At 64.5% G+C, this 16,431-nt stretch carries 17 protein-coding genes and 1 riboswitch; of the genes, 8 read left to right on the top strand and 9 right to left on the bottom strand.

Annotated features, from left to right (window positions below; all coding sequences use genetic code 11):
* Positions 1-44: 44 nt before the first annotated feature.
* From FOY51_RS25455 to FOY51_RS25435, 5 genes are all read right to left on the bottom strand, one after another.
* Positions 45-482, bottom strand: coding sequence for a MarR family winged helix-turn-helix transcriptional regulator (locus FOY51_RS25455; RefSeq protein WP_149433071.1), 438 nt, complete (start codon positions 480-482; stop codon positions 45-47).
* Positions 479-1,096 carry a type 1 glutamine amidotransferase family protein gene (locus FOY51_RS25450; RefSeq protein ID WP_149433070.1) on the bottom strand — a complete coding sequence of 206 codons (618 nt, stop codon included), beginning with the start codon at positions 1,094-1,096 and terminating at the stop codon, positions 479-481. The genes FOY51_RS25455 and FOY51_RS25450 overlap by 4 nt, the downstream gene beginning before the upstream one ends.
* Before the next feature lie 45 nt (positions 1,097-1,141).
* On the bottom strand, positions 1,142-2,362 hold the full coding sequence (locus tag FOY51_RS25445) for an O-succinylhomoserine sulfhydrylase (RefSeq protein ID WP_149433069.1): 1,221 nt from the start codon (positions 2,360-2,362) through the stop codon (positions 1,142-1,144).
* On the bottom strand, positions 2,359-2,766 hold the full coding sequence (locus FOY51_RS25440; RefSeq protein WP_149433068.1) for a rhodanese-like domain-containing protein: 408 nt from the start codon (positions 2,764-2,766) through the stop codon (positions 2,359-2,361). The genes FOY51_RS25445 and FOY51_RS25440 overlap by 4 nt, the downstream gene beginning before the upstream one ends.
* Positions 2,767-2,780: 14 nt before the next feature.
* Positions 2,781-2,896: riboswitch (SAM riboswitch) on the bottom strand.
* Between the two features lie 77 nt (positions 2,897-2,973).
* The gene (locus FOY51_RS25435; RefSeq protein WP_149433067.1) at positions 2,974-3,387 is read right to left on the bottom strand and encodes an Rv0361 family membrane protein; all 414 of its coding nucleotides are present in this window, start codon (positions 3,385-3,387) and stop codon (positions 2,974-2,976) included.
* A 139-nt stretch (positions 3,388-3,526) separates the two neighbouring features.
* On the opposite strand from FOY51_RS25435, the gene FOY51_RS25430 reads away from it, so the two are divergent.
* From FOY51_RS25430 to FOY51_RS25410, 5 genes are all read left to right on the top strand, one after another.
* Entirely contained in the window at positions 3,527-4,945 is a 1,419-nt protein-coding gene (locus FOY51_RS25430) for an FAD-dependent oxidoreductase (RefSeq protein ID WP_149433066.1), read from the top strand.
* Positions 4,946-5,039: 94 nt separating this feature from the next.
* Positions 5,040-5,879, top strand: coding sequence for an amidohydrolase family protein (locus FOY51_RS25425; RefSeq protein WP_149433084.1), 840 nt, complete (start codon positions 5,040-5,042; stop codon positions 5,877-5,879).
* 99 nt (positions 5,880-5,978) lie between these two features.
* Complete coding sequence (gene sigK, locus FOY51_RS25420; RefSeq protein ID WP_149433065.1) at positions 5,979-6,611, top strand: ECF RNA polymerase sigma factor SigK; 633 nt, start codon at positions 5,979-5,981, stop codon at positions 6,609-6,611.
* On the top strand, positions 6,604-7,374 hold the full coding sequence (locus FOY51_RS25415) for an anti-sigma factor (protein WP_149433064.1): 771 nt from the start codon (positions 6,604-6,606) through the stop codon (positions 7,372-7,374). The genes sigK and FOY51_RS25415 overlap by 8 nt, the downstream gene beginning before the upstream one ends.
* Positions 7,375-7,457: 83 nt before the next feature.
* Positions 7,458-8,138 (top strand): hypothetical protein, encoded by a 681-nt coding sequence (locus FOY51_RS25410; protein WP_149433063.1) that lies wholly within the window; start codon positions 7,458-7,460, stop codon positions 8,136-8,138.
* 50 nt (positions 8,139-8,188) lie between these two features.
* On the opposite strand, the gene FOY51_RS25405 is transcribed toward FOY51_RS25410, so the two are convergent.
* Positions 8,189-8,671: a DUF456 domain-containing protein gene (locus FOY51_RS25405; protein ID WP_149433062.1), complete on the bottom strand. Its 483-nt coding sequence runs from the start codon at positions 8,669-8,671 to the stop codon at positions 8,189-8,191.
* Positions 8,672-8,724: 53 nt separating this feature from the next.
* Here FOY51_RS25405 and FOY51_RS25400 point away from each other — a divergent pair, with 53 nt between their 5' ends.
* Positions 8,725-9,822 (top strand): CaiB/BaiF CoA transferase family protein, encoded by a 1,098-nt coding sequence (locus FOY51_RS25400; protein WP_149433061.1) that lies wholly within the window; start codon positions 8,725-8,727, stop codon positions 9,820-9,822.
* A gap of 21 nt (positions 9,823-9,843) precedes the next feature.
* Here the strand turns inward: FOY51_RS25400 and FOY51_RS25395 are convergent, their stop codons facing one another.
* On the bottom strand, positions 9,844-11,646 hold the full coding sequence (locus FOY51_RS25395) for a hydroxysqualene dehydroxylase (protein ID WP_187776472.1): 1,803 nt from the start codon (positions 11,644-11,646) through the stop codon (positions 9,844-9,846).
* Positions 11,643-12,686, bottom strand: a complete 1,044-nt coding sequence (locus tag FOY51_RS27345; RefSeq protein WP_187776471.1) for a hypothetical protein — start codon at positions 12,684-12,686, stop codon at positions 11,643-11,645. The genes FOY51_RS25395 and FOY51_RS27345 overlap by 4 nt, the downstream gene beginning before the upstream one ends.
* 143 nt (positions 12,687-12,829) lie before the next feature.
* Between FOY51_RS27345 and FOY51_RS25390 the strand changes: the two genes are divergently transcribed.
* Positions 12,830-14,611 (top strand): putative bifunctional diguanylate cyclase/phosphodiesterase, encoded by a 1,782-nt coding sequence (locus tag FOY51_RS25390; protein WP_235916755.1) that lies wholly within the window; start codon positions 12,830-12,832, stop codon positions 14,609-14,611.
* 1 nt (position 14,612) lies between these two features.
* On the opposite strand, the gene yczR is transcribed toward FOY51_RS25390, so the two are convergent.
* On the bottom strand, positions 14,613-16,094 hold the full coding sequence (gene yczR, locus FOY51_RS25385) for a MocR-like transcription factor YczR (protein WP_149433059.1): 1,482 nt from the start codon (positions 16,092-16,094) through the stop codon (positions 14,613-14,615).
* A 61-nt stretch (positions 16,095-16,155) separates the two neighbouring features.
* Between yczR and FOY51_RS25380 the strand changes: the two genes are divergently transcribed.
* A complete protein-coding gene (locus FOY51_RS25380; RefSeq protein ID WP_149433058.1) occupies positions 16,156-16,419 on the top strand; it encodes a hypothetical protein in 264 nt (87 codons plus the stop codon).
* Positions 16,420-16,431 lie beyond the last annotated feature (12 nt).

Here is a 16,431-nt window from a genome sequence, read left to right as displayed (position 1 = left end):
CGACGATAAGTGCGCTTTCGACACCCACTCCAGTGGCCACGGAGTCAGCTAGGCCAACCCTCGAGAACTGCCGAAAGTGCTTGCAGCGCTTCGACTGCGTGCTGCAGCTCATCGATGCCCAACTTATCTGCAAGCTGCTTTGCCAGCACCGCATGCTGCGGCGAAATGCGTCGAACCGCGGCAAGACCCTCCGCCGTCACGGCAACCAACTTCGCCCGACGATGCGCCGGATTGTCCCGATACTCGGCAAGCCCCTTGTCCACCAACAGATCCGCGATCCGCTGCACGCTCTGACGGGTGATGCCCATCTCCCGCGCGATACCGGATACCGGAAGCGGTTCGTGCAGAACAGCTCCCAGTACCTGCCACCACGACGCCGTCAATCCGACCGGTTTCGCCATACCTTCGGCGACAGCCAGGAACTGCCCGTTCAACCGAAACGACGTGATCGCGGCGGCGCTGAACAGCTCGCCTTCGGTCATGCCTGCGCCAGCACGTAGTAGCCGGCTGGATCGTTCTGCCCGAACAGCTGGTACCACGCTGCGAGCACCTCGGGCGTGTACAGATCGAGCCGAGCGAAGATCTCGCGAGCGAACTCGAACTGGCTCGGCGGTCCGGCCGTGATCACATTCTGATCCGTGACTGCTGGAACATCCTGGTACCGAGCAGCGCCGCCATACCCGATCGCGTCCAGATACATCGCAGCGCCACTGGTGTGATCGCGGTTGTCCAGCAAGCCTTCCTTCGCCAATCCGCCTGTGGCACCACAGATTGCAGCGACCGGAACACCGGCGTCGAGGAACTCTCGCGCCTTCTTCGCGAACGGAGCCTGGTCGCCCGCGTCCCAGGTGTCGGAGCCCGGCAGAATCAGCATCGCGCTGTCGGCCGGATCGATCTGATCGAGCGTCGTATCCGGCACGATTCGCATGCCACCCATCGTGACGATCGGATCGGGGGTCAAACCGACCGTCACCACCCGATACCGACCCGGCTGCTTCTGCCACTGGTCCTTGTTGATGTGCGCGATGGCCGCACCGACTTCCCAATCCGCGAGGGTGTCGTAGATACCGACGTGAACCTTTTCGAACGTAGTCATGACAGTATGCTGTCACTTTGACAGCATGTTGTCAACGCATACAGGTCAGCCGAGCGCCTGCTCCAAATCGCCCAGCAGATCTTCCACGTCTTCGAGGCCAATCGAGATGCGCACGATGCCATCCGAAATGCCAATGGCCGCACGACCTTCCGGCCCCATCGCCCGGTGGGTCGTGGTGGCAGGGTGAGTGATCAACGACTTGGCATCGCCTAGGTTGTTGGAGATATCGACGATGCGCAGGGCATCGAGCACCTCGAACGCCCGCTTCTTCGCCTGATCTGCGGGCGCATCCAGCTCGAACGTCACGACGGTGCCGCCGCCGCTCATCTGGGTGCGCGCGAGCTCGTACTGCGGGTGCGATTCCAGGTACGGATACTTCACCGCACTGATAGCCCGGTGCCCCTCGAGGAACTTCGCGATGGCCAACGCGGACGCATTCGAATGCTGGACCCGCAGCGGCATCGTCTCGAGCCCCTTGAGCAAGGTCCACGCATTGAACGGACTCAGCGCCGGTCCGGTATGGCGCATCAGATTCTTGACCGGACCGTCGATGTAGTCCCGCTCGCCCAGAATGGCGCCGCCGAGCACTCGGCCCTGGCCGTCGATGTGCTTGGTACCGGAATAGACGACGACGTCGGCGCCGAGCTCGAAGCTACGTTGCAGCAGCGGCGTCGCGAAGACGTTGTCCAGCACCACTTTCGCGCCTGCGGAATGGGCCAGCTCGACGACTCTCGGCACATCCACCAGCGACTGCATCGGATTCGACGGTGTCTCGAAGAAGACGGCTGTGGTGGGTACCGACAGCGCCTGCTCCCACTGATCGTTGTCTTCGCCGTCGACGAAGACAGTTTCGATACCCCAGCGCGGCAGAATCTCGTTACAGACCACGAAACAGGATCCGAAGAGGCTGCGCGCCGCGACCAGCCGATCGCCCGCCTTCAACAGAGCACCCAGTGCGGTGAACACCGCCGCCATGCCGCTCGCGGTCGCGAAGCAGGCTTCGGCACCGTCGATCAGGCGCATCCGCTCCTCGAACATGGCGACCGTCGGATTGCCGTAGCGGGAGTAGACGAAGTGGTCCACCTCACCGGTGAACGCGGCCTCTGCGGCACCGGCGCTCTCGTAGACGAAGCCCGACGTCAGATACAGCGCTTCGGCGTTCTCCTCGAAGCCGGACCGCAGGATGCCGCCGCGCACACCGATCGTCGCAGGACCGACGCCGTCGGGCAGCTTCTTCTCGAACGCCCCACCCTTCGGAATGCTCATGACTGCTGCCAGGGCAAGCCGAGGACTTTCCAGCCGCTCACGTCGCGCTGCCCAGACGGACCGACCGGACCCTCGAAGCCCTCGAGCACGTTGTACGACGGTTCGATTCCGGCGGCCGTCGCGGCATTCGCGGCGTGCACGGAGCGTTGACCCGATCGGCACAGGAACACGACGGGGCCGCCCGAAACGCCGGCTTCCCGCAGGTCGTCGACGAACTTCGTGTTCCGCGTGCCTGTCGAATCCACCCATTCGATGTAGTGGGCCGGGCGGTCCAGCTCGGCGATGTCGGGGATACCGATCGCGTTCCATTCGCCCTGGGTACGCACATCGACGAGGACGGCCTTCGGGTCGTCGCGGAGCAGATCCCAGGCTGCCTGCGGAGAGATATCGCCTGCATAAGTCATGTTTTTGTCAGCCTTTCACGCGCTTGCCGAGTCCGGTATTGGAGTACGGCCAGGTCGTCACCCGGAGCACCCCACCGCGGAGGAGGGTTGCCGACCAGCAAGCCGGGGCTGAACGCTGGTACTCATGACCTGATCTGAGAATTCCCGTTCCACCACGGCGTTGTCAAACCGGGCGAACCGGACACCCCGGCCTCGACCGGCATCGACTCAGTCGCAGACCAGCCACTCGCCGTCGGTCCTGGTGAAGTTCCAGGTGACCACGGGATCCTTCGCGTCGTCATGCTTGGTCGTCACAGCTGCCTTCGCGCGATCGCCGTCGACCACGGCCTCTTCGACACGGTCGACCGACACCTTCCCGGTCTTCTCGACCAGCGGCGACTTCTCCTTCTTGAAAGTCGAGCAGGCGGCCGCGCGCTTCTGAGCGTCGTCGTTGTTGTTGTAGGCGGCGACAAAGTTGTTGACCGCCACCTGAATTCGATCGGCATCGGTGACGTTCTTGTCGGCAGGCGATACGAGACCCACGATCACGATCCCCAGCACCAGCAAACCGATCACCACCACAGCCATCACGAACGGCCATACTGTTCTCGGATCGTCGTCGGGCTGTGGTTCTGCGGTCATGAGCGTCGATCATTCCCGAACCCGGACCCACAGCGAACGGTGGGCCAGGAGCTACGCGATAGACTCGGCGTTCCCACGCCGTGAACGGCAAACCGTGGTGCTCAGCGAGGCCACTCATCGAAAAGGTGTACGTCCGAAGATGACTGATCAGGCCCAGGCCGTTTCGACGCCCGCCCAGGATCGCGCTGAAACATCGCCCGCCCAATCCCGCCCGATTCGCGTGGCAATCATCGGCGCAGGCCCGGCAGGCATTTATGCCGCCGACGCGCTGATGAAATCCGATGCCGACGTGAGCATCGACCTCTTCGAACGAATGCCTGCACCGTTCGGCCTGATCAGGTACGGCGTCGCACCCGACCACCCGCGCATCAAGGGCATCATCACCGCGCTGCACAAGGTGCTCGACAAGGAGCACGTGCGGCTCCTCGGCAACATCGACTACGGCAACGACATCACCCTCGACGACCTGCGTCGTTTCTACGACGCCGTCATCTTCTCCACCGGCGCCAACGCAGACCGCGCACTCGAGATCCCCGGCGTCGAACTGGACGGCAGCTACGGCGCCGCCGACTTCGTGTCCTGGTACGACGGACACCCCGACGTGCCACGCGAATGGCCGCTCGACGCCGAGAAGGTCGCCGTCCTCGGCGTCGGCAACGTGGCGCTCGACGTGGCACGCGTGCTGGCCAAGACCGGCGACGAGCTGCTGCCGACCGAGATCCCGGCAAACGTCTACGACGGTCTCAAGGCCAACAAGGCCGTCGAGGTGCACGTCTTCGGTCGCCGCGGCCCGGCGCAGGCCAAGTTCACCCCGCTGGAACTGCGCGAGCTCGACCATTCGCCGACCATCGAAGTGATCGTCGCTCCCGAGGACATCGACTACGACGAGGGCTCGGAGCAGGCACGACGCAACTCCAAGCAGGTCGACATGGTCGCGAACACCTTGCAGGACTGGGCGATCCGCGACGCAGGCAACCGCCCGCACAAGCTGTTCCTGCACTTCTTCGAATCCCCCACCGAGATCGTCGGCGAGAACGGCAAGGTGGTCGGTCTGCGCACCGAGCGCACCGAGCTGGACGGCACCGGCAACGTCAAGGGCACCGGCAAGTACAACGATTGGGACGTCCAGGCCGTCTACCGCGCCGTCGGCTACCTCAGCCAGAACATCTCTGCCCTGCCGTTCGACGATCAGGCCGGCACCGTGCCGAACGAGGCCGGTCGCGTGCTGGACGACGCAGGCAAGCACATCCCGTCGACGTACGTCACCGGCTGGATCAAGCGCGGCCCCGTCGGCCTCATCGGCCACACCAAGGGCGACGCCAACGAGACGGTCGCCTGCCTGCTCGACGACAGCGTCAACTTCGAAGGCGCGGCCGATCCGAGCGAAGACGCGATCGTGGCGTTCCTCGAAAGCAAATCCATCCCCTTCACCACCTGGGACGGCTGGTACCGCCTGGACGCGCACGAGCGCTCACTGGGCGAGCCCGAGGGTCGCGAGCGCATCAAGGTGGTCGAGCGCGAGGACATGCTCCGCGCCAGCGAGCCGCACAAAGCCTGATCGGGCCCTCTTTCGCGGGAGCGAAACGTGTCGTTCGCCGCAATCGGCACCTGAACACGCGACCAGTTGGGTGTCGTCAGGCATGCTGATAGGTGTGTTCGACGCCCATCTCCACATCATCGATCCGCGGTTTCCGCTGATCGAAAACGAGGGCTACCTGCCTGACCCCTTCACCGTCGCCGATTACCACGAGCGCATGGCGGGATTCGACGTCCACGGTGGCGCAGTCGTGACGGCGTCGTTCCAGGGCACAGATCAGAGTTACCTGGTCGCGGCGCTCGCCGAGTTGGGCAACGACTGGGTGGGTGTCACCCAACTCGATCCAGACGTGACCGACGACGACATCGTCGAACTGGACAAGGCAGGCATCCGCGGCATCCGGTTCAACCTCAAGCGCGGCGCCATCGACATCCAGCGACTGACCTCGCAAGCCCTGCGCGCCTACGACCTGGTCAACTGGCATGCCGAGCTGTACGTCGACGGCAAGATGCTGGCATCGTTGGAGCCGGTGCTGTCCAAGCTCCCCGCCGTCAGCATCGACCATCTCGGCATGTCCGGCGATGCCCTGCCGTATCTGCTGAATCTGGTCGAACGCGGAGCGCGGGTGAAGGCCACCGGGTTCGGCCGCATCGATCTGGACATCGCAGACGCGTTGCGCCGCATCCATGTGGTCAACCCCCAGGCCTTGATGTTCGGCTCGGATCTGCCAGGCACCCGCGCCGACCGGACGTTCCAACGCAGCGATCTCGAGTTGATCGGCGGCGCCGTCGGTACCGACCTCGAAGACGTGCTGACCCGCAACGCTCGTGCTTTCTACCGCCTGCCCGCGACCGCCACGACTGTCGACCGAACCGCGCCGACCAAGCCGTTTCCCCGATTAGCACCCAAGCCCGTCCCGTCCGGCGAAACCACGCCGATGCCCGCTGTCGACTGACGACTCGTCCAAGACGCCGTCGGCGACGAATGCCTTGTACAGGTCACAACGGCTTCACAGTGATCCCACCATCGGAAAATCGCTGGAGGCATTGTTGCGATGATCGAGCTGGAGAGAGGTTCGTCGGCACCTGCCTGTCCTGTGCCGGACAAGCGGGTGGTCGCCGAACAGGCGAGGGAAGCCGCCCGATTGCAGGATCTTCTGCAACGCGTCGCCGCAGGTGACAAGGCTGCTTTCGCCGAGTTGTACGACGCGACGTCCACTCGCGTCTACGGCATGGTGATTCGCGTTCTTCGCAATCCCGCAATCAGCGAGGAAGCAACACAAGAGGTCTACCTACAGATTTGGCGGTCGGCCGACAGCTTCGATCCGCAACGAGGTTCGGCGCTTGCCTGGATCATGACGCTGGCACACCGCAGAGCAATCGATCGGGTGCGGTCCGAGCAATCGGGAGCCGATCGCGAGGCGCTCTACGGATCGCGCAACAGAGAAACCGATCACGACCAAGTCGTCGAATCGGTGATCCAGCAGCTCGAGTCCGATGCGGTGGTTCACTGCCTCGACACCCTGACCGAAACGCAGCGTTCGACCGTTCGACTCGCCTACTACGATGGCCTCACCTATCGCGAAGTGGCGGAATTGCTTTCGACTCCGCTCTCCACGGTGAAGACCCGCATACGAGATGGATTGTCCAGGCTCAGAACATGTTTGGAGGTGACGTCACGTGAATGACAAGAGGGACAAGGCGATCGATCTCGCCGACCGCGGATTGCTCAGCTTGGCGTACGCCTATGCGTTGGACGCGATCGGTGACGTCGAGCGAACCGACATCGAGGCCCGATTGCAGGCAGCGCCCCCTCGGACCCGGCAAGAATTCGAGCGAGCGGTTGCCGAGGTCCGCGAGACCATGGCACGCGCTGCATCGGCCGCGACCACGACGCCGCCCGCCGCGCTGCGGCCGCGCATTCTCGATGCCGTCGATCGTGAATGTCACGACTTCCGCACCGAAGAGGCGGCCGACGGCATCCAACTGCCCCGACTCGCTGAGCATCGAACCGCCAAGAAGCTGCGCTGGCGTTTTGCCGCGGCCGCAGCGGTGGCGGCGGTTGCCGTCGGCGTTGCCGGTGCGATCCCCAAGATCGCCGACAGCGGCGGTGAGACCGAGCAGGTGTTGGTTGCCAGAGACAGCCACACCGTTACCTCGGATTTCATCGGCGGCGGCACCGCGACGGTGACGTATTCGCACGAACAGAACGCGGCGGTTGTCCGGTTCGACGGGATTTCCGCCCCTGCAGTCGGCACGACATATCAAATGTGGTTGTTCGATGGGCCCGCTCATTCTGCTGGCATCGTCTCTGCGGCCGATCTTGCCGCCGACAATCGCCGGGTCGTCGAAAACATCGGTAATGCAACGGCATTCGCGGTAACGATCGAACAGGCCGGCGGATCGAACGTGCCCACCGGAAATCCCATCGCCACTGTTTCTTTGACCTGATTTCTACAAAACCAAACCGCATCGCCGAGGGATACGAAGTCCATATGACTCGAAAACACCGAGACAGAATGGACTCGATCGATATGAATACAATTCGCAAATCAATTGTTGTTGCGGCAATCGGCGCAATGGCACTCGTACCGCTGGCAGCATGCTCGAGCGACGATTCGTCGAGTAGTTCGTCAGGCACCACCTCGGCCGCTGCAAGTTCTTCGGAGCCCGCACCGGCCGCGGAGGTCGACAGCCTCACCGGCGTCAGCACCGCGGTGGCGCTGGATCCGGGATTCACCGGAGCGCTGACCACGCTCGGCCTGACGCCGGGCGTCGTCGGACCGGCCACGCTGGCCGATGGATCGATCACCTTCCCCATCACCGGTGGCAACGTGAAGTACTGGACGCCGGGCACTGTCCAGCACCCCTACGTCGAGGGCATCATCCATCACGACGGCGCCGGTCTCTCGCTCTCCGCGGGCGGCACCACCGTCGAATTGGTCAACTTCAACATCGACCCGGGAACGTCGAAGCTGATGGGTGACGTCAAGGTCAACGGCACCGTCGCCGCACCGCAGGCTGTGCTGTTCGATCTCGATGGCTCCACGTTGAAGCCGCTCTCGATGGGCCCCAACAACACTGCGATCCTGCAGGGCACCCAGGTGAAGATGTCCGCCGATGCTGCGGGTCTGCTGAACCAGACCTTCAAGACCGACGCTGTGAAGGCCGGACTGTTGGTCGGCGTCGCAACGATCACCATCAACACCAAGTAATTTCGGCCATGGTGGCAGACCCGATCGGGTCTGCCACCATCTCTTTGCCGTCAGGACACGATCGCCGCGATCAACCACACCCCGCTGGCGATCAACGCGCCGAGCAACTCCACGAGAATCGAGAGGCCGACAGCCTTGGTGGCGTGCACGGTCGAGCGCCAGGCCATGTCGTTGCGTCGGACGCGCTGCACCTCCGACAGGTAAGTGCCGACGATGAATCCGACGACCAACCCCACCACGGGGATGACGAAGAAGCCGACGACGCCCACCAGCCCGCCGACGATCAACGACCGCGTCGGCACGCCTGCGTCGCGCATGCGGCGACCGGGCCAGGTGTACTTGACCACGCCGGACACCAGCAGCAACGCGGTGCAGATCGCGAGGACCACCCATCCGGTGGTCGTCGATTCGACGATCGCCCACACGAGGATGGCGCCGAATATCAACAGCACGCCAGGCAGCAACGGCAGCACAACGCCGATCAGGCCGATCACGATCACCAGGCCGACCAGGACTTCGGCTCCACCACTCATTGCATGCACTCCCAGTCACACTTACCGATTCGGCCCACAGGTATTGTCGGCGGGTGTCTACGATCACAGCCAAGCAGGGTCCACTCGCCGGAATCCGCGTCGTCGAACTCGCCGGTCTGGGACCTGCACCGCACGCCGCACTATTGCTTGCCGACTTGGGCGCGGACGTCGTCCGGGTCCAACGTGCGGGTCAATTGATGCCGGTGGGCGTCCCGGGCGATCAGCAGTTGCGTAGCCGGACGATCGTCGAGGCCAATCTGAAGGATCCCGCGGACGTCGAGAAGGTTCTCGGCTTGATCGAACGCGCGGATGTGCTGATCGAGGGCTTCCGTCCCGGCGTCACCGAGCGCATGGGCCTGGGGCCCGACGACGCGCTGGCGCGCAACCCGCGTCTGGTCTACGCCCGCATGACCGGCTGGGGCCAGGATGGCCCGCTCGCCGATCGCGCGGGCCACGACATCAACTACATCTCGCTGACCGGCGTGCTGCACGCGATCGGGCGCAAGGGTGAACGACCGGTTCCGCCGTTGAACATGGTCGGCGACTTCGGTGGTGGCTCGATGTTCCTGGTGTTCGGCATCCTCGCCGCACTGGTCGAGCGCGGGACGTCCGGCAAGGGGCAGGTCATCGACAACGCGATGGTCGACGGCACTCTTGCTCTCTCGCACATGATCTGGGGTTTCCGCGGCCGTGGCATGTGGTCCGACGAGCAGGGCGTCAACCTGCTCGATACCGGCTTCGCGTTCTACGACACCTACGAAACGTCCGACGGCAAGTACATGGCCGTCGGCGCGATCGAGCCGCAGTTCTATGCCGAGCTGCTGAAGGGTCTGGAACTCGATCCGGCGAACTTGCCTCTGCAGATCGATCCCGCAGGTCAGGACGAGCTGAAGGCGATCTTCACCGAGAAGTTCAAGTCGAAGACCCGCGACGAGTGGGCGGCGATCTTCGACGGTACCGACGCCTGTACAACTCCGGTGCTCACCTTCGCCGAGGCGCCGGAGAACGCTCACATCGCGGCGCGCGGCGGGCTGATCGACGTCGACGGCGTCACCCAGCACGCACCGGCACCGCGGTTCTCCCGAACGCCAGGCGGTGTCCCGACCCCACCGCCGAACACTGCAACAGATGCCGAGACCATCTGGCGCTGACGTCGCCGCTCCGCCCACCCCTCACTCGAAAAAGTTGGGCTGGTGGGCGGCAAATCGTTGTGCATCGAGCGCCTTGATCGGCTCCAACTCTGGAGGAACGTAGTAGTCGTAGCGGACGACCGGCTCGGCATTGCGGCCTGATGCGTCCAGAACGGCTTGCGCGACAACGCGACCCGACTGGTTCGCCCCTTCCATGCTGACCACGTTGGCGTTGGTCTGAATCCAGTCGCCGGCGATGAACAGGTTCGGAATTGCCGTCGGCCCCTTCGGCCGCTTGGCCCAGGTGTTCACGGTCTGCACGGTGAGTGGCTCCGCATTGTGAACGGTGCCGTCGGCCGCCCAGGTGATCGCGGGGTCGAGGAACCAGGAATGAACGTTGCCGTCGACGATCGACCTGTCGAAACGGCCGAAGCGCTCCTTCAACGTCGCCCACACCTCGGTGAAGATCTCCTCGCGGGTGCACTGCTTCGCCGTCTTGCGGATCGCGGTGATGCCGACACCGTCCCAGTTCGAAATGTCGACGGAGATGATATCGCCGGCACTTCCGTCGCCGAATTCCCTTGCTATGTCCCGACTCCAGGTCTGACGCTGCGAAATCGCACTCAATGTCCAGGGATGGTCGACGATGCCGAACAATCCTCGCGCCGCCTCCAGCGGCTTACGCAGGTAGATCATCAACCCGTTCATCCAGTCGACGTGCAGGTCGCGGATCGCATCGAGGCTGGGATCGAGTCGCAGCAGCGAGGGCGTGCGCAGCCGGTCGACCGCCTGATCGACGGGGATGGCGGAGACGTAGAAGTCGGCGTCGACCGCCCTGACCGCACCCGACCCGTCGACCACCGTTGCGCCGCTGACTATTCCGGCGCCGACCTCGATTTCCCGAAGTGCCTGACCGAAGTGGAACGCCGCGCCGCGGCGCCGCAATTCGGCAACCCAGGGCTCGATCCACACCTGCGACGTCGGGCCGTCGAGAAACCGCGCGACGAAGGAATCGTCGGGCCCAGGCCGCGGCACCAGCACGTTCCAGAGGAAGGCCTCGATGATGTTGCCCGCCGAATTGACGCTGCACACTTGCGGTTTCACAGCCACGAGGCCCAGCGTGGTCATCTTCGCAACAGCATCCTGAAAGTACTTGCTCTTGGTTTCTGCGCGCAGAAAGTTCCACCAGCTGACGCCGTCCCACTGCGTCTGGCGTCGTTGCGTACTCGACGTCAGATAGGCGGCGACGCACCGCCCGAAATCGGCGACCTCGCCAGGAAAACGATCCCGAGGGATGCCCATCAGCTGTGTCGCGGCATCGCCGACGACGGCCGACAGGTAGTCCAGGTCCGCGAGCCGACCTAGCTCGACCGGGCGACCAGTCGACAGATTCAGCGGCAGAAATCCCGCGACCGATTCACCGGGGCCGAGGCTGACCGCCCCGCCGAAACCGTCGTCGTCACTGAGACTCGCGATGTCGCGCAAATTGTCCAGCACGCCGTTGCTGTTGCCCGCAAACGGAATTCGCCGCATCGAGTCCGGGACGTTGCGATAGAAACCTGGGAAGAAGCGGAAGCCGTGTTCGGCGGGCAGTTCGGCACGACCGCCCACCGCCGAACCGGGCACTCCGAAACTGCGCGCCTTACCGCCCGCGACCGGCCGGGCGTCGAAGATGTCGACCGCGAAGCCGCGCTCGATCAGCTCGTGCGCGACGACCAGACCCGACATGCCGCCGCCGAACACCGCGACCCGATTACGACCGGACGCACGCCCGCGGGCGGGCAGCAGCGTGGCAGCGCCGACGGCGGCGGCACCGGCGACGAAGGCGCGGCGCGAGAGCGTCACCGCTGACTCTGCTCGATCCGCGCAACCAAACTGCGAATGTGTTCGAACATTCCGAAAGATCCGCTCACCGTCGTGTACGGCGCTTCCAGACTGGCCGCCAACGGGCCGAAGTCGACGACCACCGGTTCGGTCAGATGGAAGGTCTTGCTGAACCGATACTTCTCGTCCGGCCCGCAGGTTGCGGTGATGGTGCCGGGCAGCGCGTAGGTCGCGCCGCTCAGCAGCGTCGAACCCGACGTCCAGTCCGAGAGGTGCAGGCGCGAACTGGTGCAGACGCGGGTGCCCGACGGTCGAACGTCGATCACCGACCCTGTCCACTGTGCACCCCGGCGCACCAGACCGCCGATGATCGACGCGCCGCCGTCCGGTTCGTGGGAAATACCCCATTCCCAGCCGTCCGCCGCCTGATCGACCATCGTGAAGTTGCCCCAGTTGTGATCGTGATAGCCACGCCAACCGGTGATGTCGATGGGAGCTCCGCCGACGAACCGAACCGATCCGGTGACGGTGCTGGTCGCAACCGGAGACGTCCAGCCCATCCACTGGCCATGGTTGTGCAGATCGATGAACCCGGTGGCACCGGGAAGCTGGCCGCGATCGAGCCACACGTCGACGTCGAAGGTGGAGTGGATACGGACGTGGTAGGCGTTGCGGGCAACGTCGTAGCTCATTTCGCCCTGATTCGTCCGAACTCCGGGAAGTCCGTCCAGCACCGCTCCACCGTGCGGCGCAAAGCCGCCGGGCACAGGTGTCCCCGGAGCGGGCGAGAGTGGATTCGTGGTGTCGCCGTACATCATCACCGCGTTCACCATCGGAACCGGCGCCGTGAAGATCGTGACGATCAGCTGGCGCTTGGAGTGCGGATCCATGAAGCTCGCGTACCACCACTCGGTGGTCACACCGGGGTGAACGACGTCGTCCGACGGCTCGGCGACCTTGCCTGTCGCGTTCGGCGTCAAGTCGCTGCTCACCACCGGCGTACCGGACGGGATCGGCGCGGCGAGGGCCGGGGAAACGACAAGAGCCGCGAGTGCACACACCGCGGCTACGACGACGGAAAACGATCTCGAAGTGATGCAGCAGCCTAACCCGAAACCGGCGGCCCCGATACGTTACAAACTTGACGACTGTTTACCGGAGATAAACCGGGAGCCGCACGGTGACGACACGCTAATCTATCCAGGTGGGGCAGCCCAAAGATCGATCGAATCGCGTTGCCCGAGACCGGGCTGGCTCAGCGCTGGCCACATCCATCGTGATGGCTCGCACCACGGGCGGCCTGTTCCTGTTGGGCGGACTGCTCGGTTTCGTCGTGACGACGCAAATGCCCGCGGGCCCCGGCAATCTCATGGTGGTCTACGGAGCCGCGGTCGCGTCCATACTGTTCGGCATCGTGCTGCTGATATGGGGCGAGCTGTTGCCGCCGCGCTATCACCAGGGGCTGGTCGGGATCGCGACGATCCTCATCTCCATCGCGATCTATCAGTCCACGAGCGCGATTGCCGCATTGTCGCTGGCGAGCTTCTACGTATTCATCGCATGTGACGCGTCGTTCTTCTTCACCTGGCTGCGATCGATACTTCAGAGCGGCTTCGCCGTCGTATGTTGCATAGTCGTCATCGTCATCCGGGGCGACCTGCCGTGGTGGTGTGCCGTGGTGCCGGCCGGCGCGACCGTGGCGGTGGGGGCCGCGGTCAGCGTCCTCGGTCGGCTGGCATCGGATGCGGACATCGACGTGTTGACCGGGCTGCTGAACAGACGCGGCTTCGATCGTGCGCTCAACGCCGAGATCGGAAAGGCATCGCGGTCCGGCCTGCAACCCGCCCTTGTGCTGGTCAACCTCGACCGATTCAGCAGCATCAACGAGCAGCACGGCTATCGCGCAGGCGACGTGGTCCTGCAGAACACCGCGGAAACGTGGCGCAACCTGATCGGCCCACGCCACCGACTGGCTCGCTACGGCGGCGACGAGTTCGCGCTGCTGCTGCCCGAGCTGTCCGAGCTCGAAGCAATGGAGATGACCGAAAAATTGCGCGAGGTCAGCTCCACCGGCTGCTCTGCCGGCGTCACCTCGTGGCAACCGGGCGAATCGGCATCGTTCCTGGTCAGCCGCGCCGACGTCGGCTTGTATCGTGCGAAGCAAGCGGGCCGCAACCGGACAGTTCTGGAATCGTCGCGTCGCCCACCGTTGGCGCTGGAACTGCTGGAGGCAATCGCGCGCGAAACCTTGGATGTGCATTACCAGCCGATCGTGAGTCTGCAGGACGGTGGCACCACGGTAGGCATCGAGGCCCTGGTGCGCTGGCAGTCGGAGACGCAGCCCGGCGTCACCCCCGAAGAGGTGATCAGAGTCGCCGAGGAACACGACCTGATCACCAAGCTCGACCAGCTGGTTCTGCACCGTGCCTGCCACGACGCCGCTGTGCTTCAGGCGGGCGCACCGGACCGGCAGCTCGTCCTCTCCGTCAACGTCTCCGGACTCGAGCTGATCGAAGCCGACTACATCACGCGCGTCGACGAGGTCCTGCGGGCGACCGGGTGGCTAGCCCATCAGCTGGTGCTCGAGGTGACCGAAAGCGTGCTCGACGTCGATACCCCGGCCGCCATCGACAGCATGCGTGCGTTGCGCGCGCGTGGAATTCGGATCGCGATCGACGATTTCGGGACCGGCTATTCATCGCTGAGTCGGCTCAAGACCGTGCCCGCCGACTTCTTGAAACTCGACCACTCGTTCGTCACCGCGATCACCCCGGACGCCAGTGCGCCACCACTGTTGGAGGTGATCGCGCTCCTGAGCGTCGCGTTGGGACTGCCCGTCATCGCCGAAGGGGTCGAGACGCCTCATCAAGCGGAAGTCCTTACCGAGCTGGGCTACCTCCTTGCGCAGGGATTTCACTACGGCAAGCCGCAATCCGCCGACGACATCGCACTCTCACTCCGCACGAATCTGGCGTCCAGCGCGTGACCTAAACGCACACCAGCGTCGCGTCGGATTCTTCGGAACGCGGCGCAAGAACCTCGTACGCCGCGGCGATTCCACTGACGGCCACTCGAAGGTCGCACTCGTTGCGCGCGAACGGCAGTCGAATGAAGCGCTCGAATGCGCCCTCCACTCCGAAGCGCGGACCGGCGGCAAGCAGCACGCCGTAGTTCGGCGCCGTCGCCGCCAGTGCCGTCGACACCGGCGCAGGCAGCTGCACCCACATCGACATGCCACCGCCGCCGTGCAGCGGTTGCCAATCGGGTAGCTGTTCCGCGAGCGCCCCGAGCAACGCGGCACGCTGATTCCGGAGCGTGTGTCGACGGACCTCCAGGATCTTGTCGGCGTCGGTGGACAGCAGATGCGCAGTCGCCAATTGATCCATCACCGGGGTGCCGAGGTCGACGGCGGAGCGGGCACCGGCGAGACGGGTGATCAGGTTCGCGTTGGCGCGGATCCAGCCCACGCGCAATCCACCCCAGAACGACTTGGACGACGATCCGATCGTCACGATCTCGCCGCCGCGCGCGAACGACGCAACCGGAGGCGGCGGCGTCAGGTCGAGACTCAGGTCGACCATCGACTCGTCCACCACGACCGTCATCCGGGTTTCGCGCGCGATGCGGCAGAGTTCGATGCGACCGGCCTCGTCCATGGTCAAGCCGGTCGGATTGTGGAAGTCGGGGATGAGGTACGCAAGTCGAGCCGCGGTTTGCCTAGCGGCGCTGCGGATTCCGTCGAGATCCCAACCCGCACCGCCGGCGTCGGGACGCAGCGGAACCGGAACCGGTCGAGCACCGGTGCTCCGAATCGCCTCGATGCCGTTGGGGTAGGTGGGGTGCTCGATCAGCACCCGCTCCCCCGGCGACGTCAGCGCACCGAGCAACAATCGCAGTGCATGCTGGGCGCCGAGAGTCACCATGATCTGCTCCGGCTCGGTCGGTAGTCCGCGCGCGCGGAAGCGGGCGGCGATCGCCTCACGCAGCACGGCGATCCCGATCGGCTCCATGCCGTGCGACGGCAGGTACGCGGGCAATGCCTGCACCGCCGCGACGTATGCGCTCTCCACCTCCGGGGGCGCAGACATGGCGGCGTAGCTCATATCGATCGTCGGTGCGTCCGGCTTCGGCACGGTGGCGTGAAACATCAGACCGTTGGGCGTCGCACCCGTCGGGAGCGCCACCGTGCTTCGCGAGCCCTGGCGACTGATCAGGTATCCGTCGTCGCGCAGCACCGAGTACGTGGACGTGATGGTGGTTCTGCTCAATGAGAGTGCGCCGGCAAGATCGCGCTCGCTGGGCAGCGCGACACCGAGCGGAATACGACCGTCGTGAATCAACAGCCGAATGCCCTCGGCGAGGGCGAGGTAGGCGGGTCGCGCGGACTTCCGCCTGGTGGAATCATCGTCCTGACGCCAGTTGCCGAGGTCGCGGGTCAAGCTGCTCACGCCGATCACTCTCATAGCCATGCAGTCCAGTATTTAACTCTTGGCACTTTATTGCAAGGCCAGATGCGAGCACAGTTCCTTCATGTATTCAATCCTCACTCTCCTCGCCATCGGCGCCTTCGCCGCCGTCATCTACCACTACACGCCGAACCGGACCAGTCGCGAACTCTTCCATCTGCACCAGTTCCTACCCACTTCTCCGCTGGCAGGCTTCTTACCGCGCAATCGTGAAGAAGAGCGGCTCTACGCCGACCTCGCAGCGATGTACGCGCATCAGGATGCACCGGAGCCAACGTCCGCGCCGGTCCACAAGGTCGACGACACTCCCGATCAGCTCGCGGCGTAGCGGTCCAGTCGC

The organism is Antrihabitans cavernicola (assembly GCF_008297975.1).
Lineage (GTDB): Bacteria > Actinomycetota > Actinomycetes > Mycobacteriales > Mycobacteriaceae > Antrihabitans > Antrihabitans cavernicola.
The sequence above is the reverse complement of the archived record's forward strand: the minus strand, read 5'-3'. Positions and strand labels throughout refer to the sequence as shown.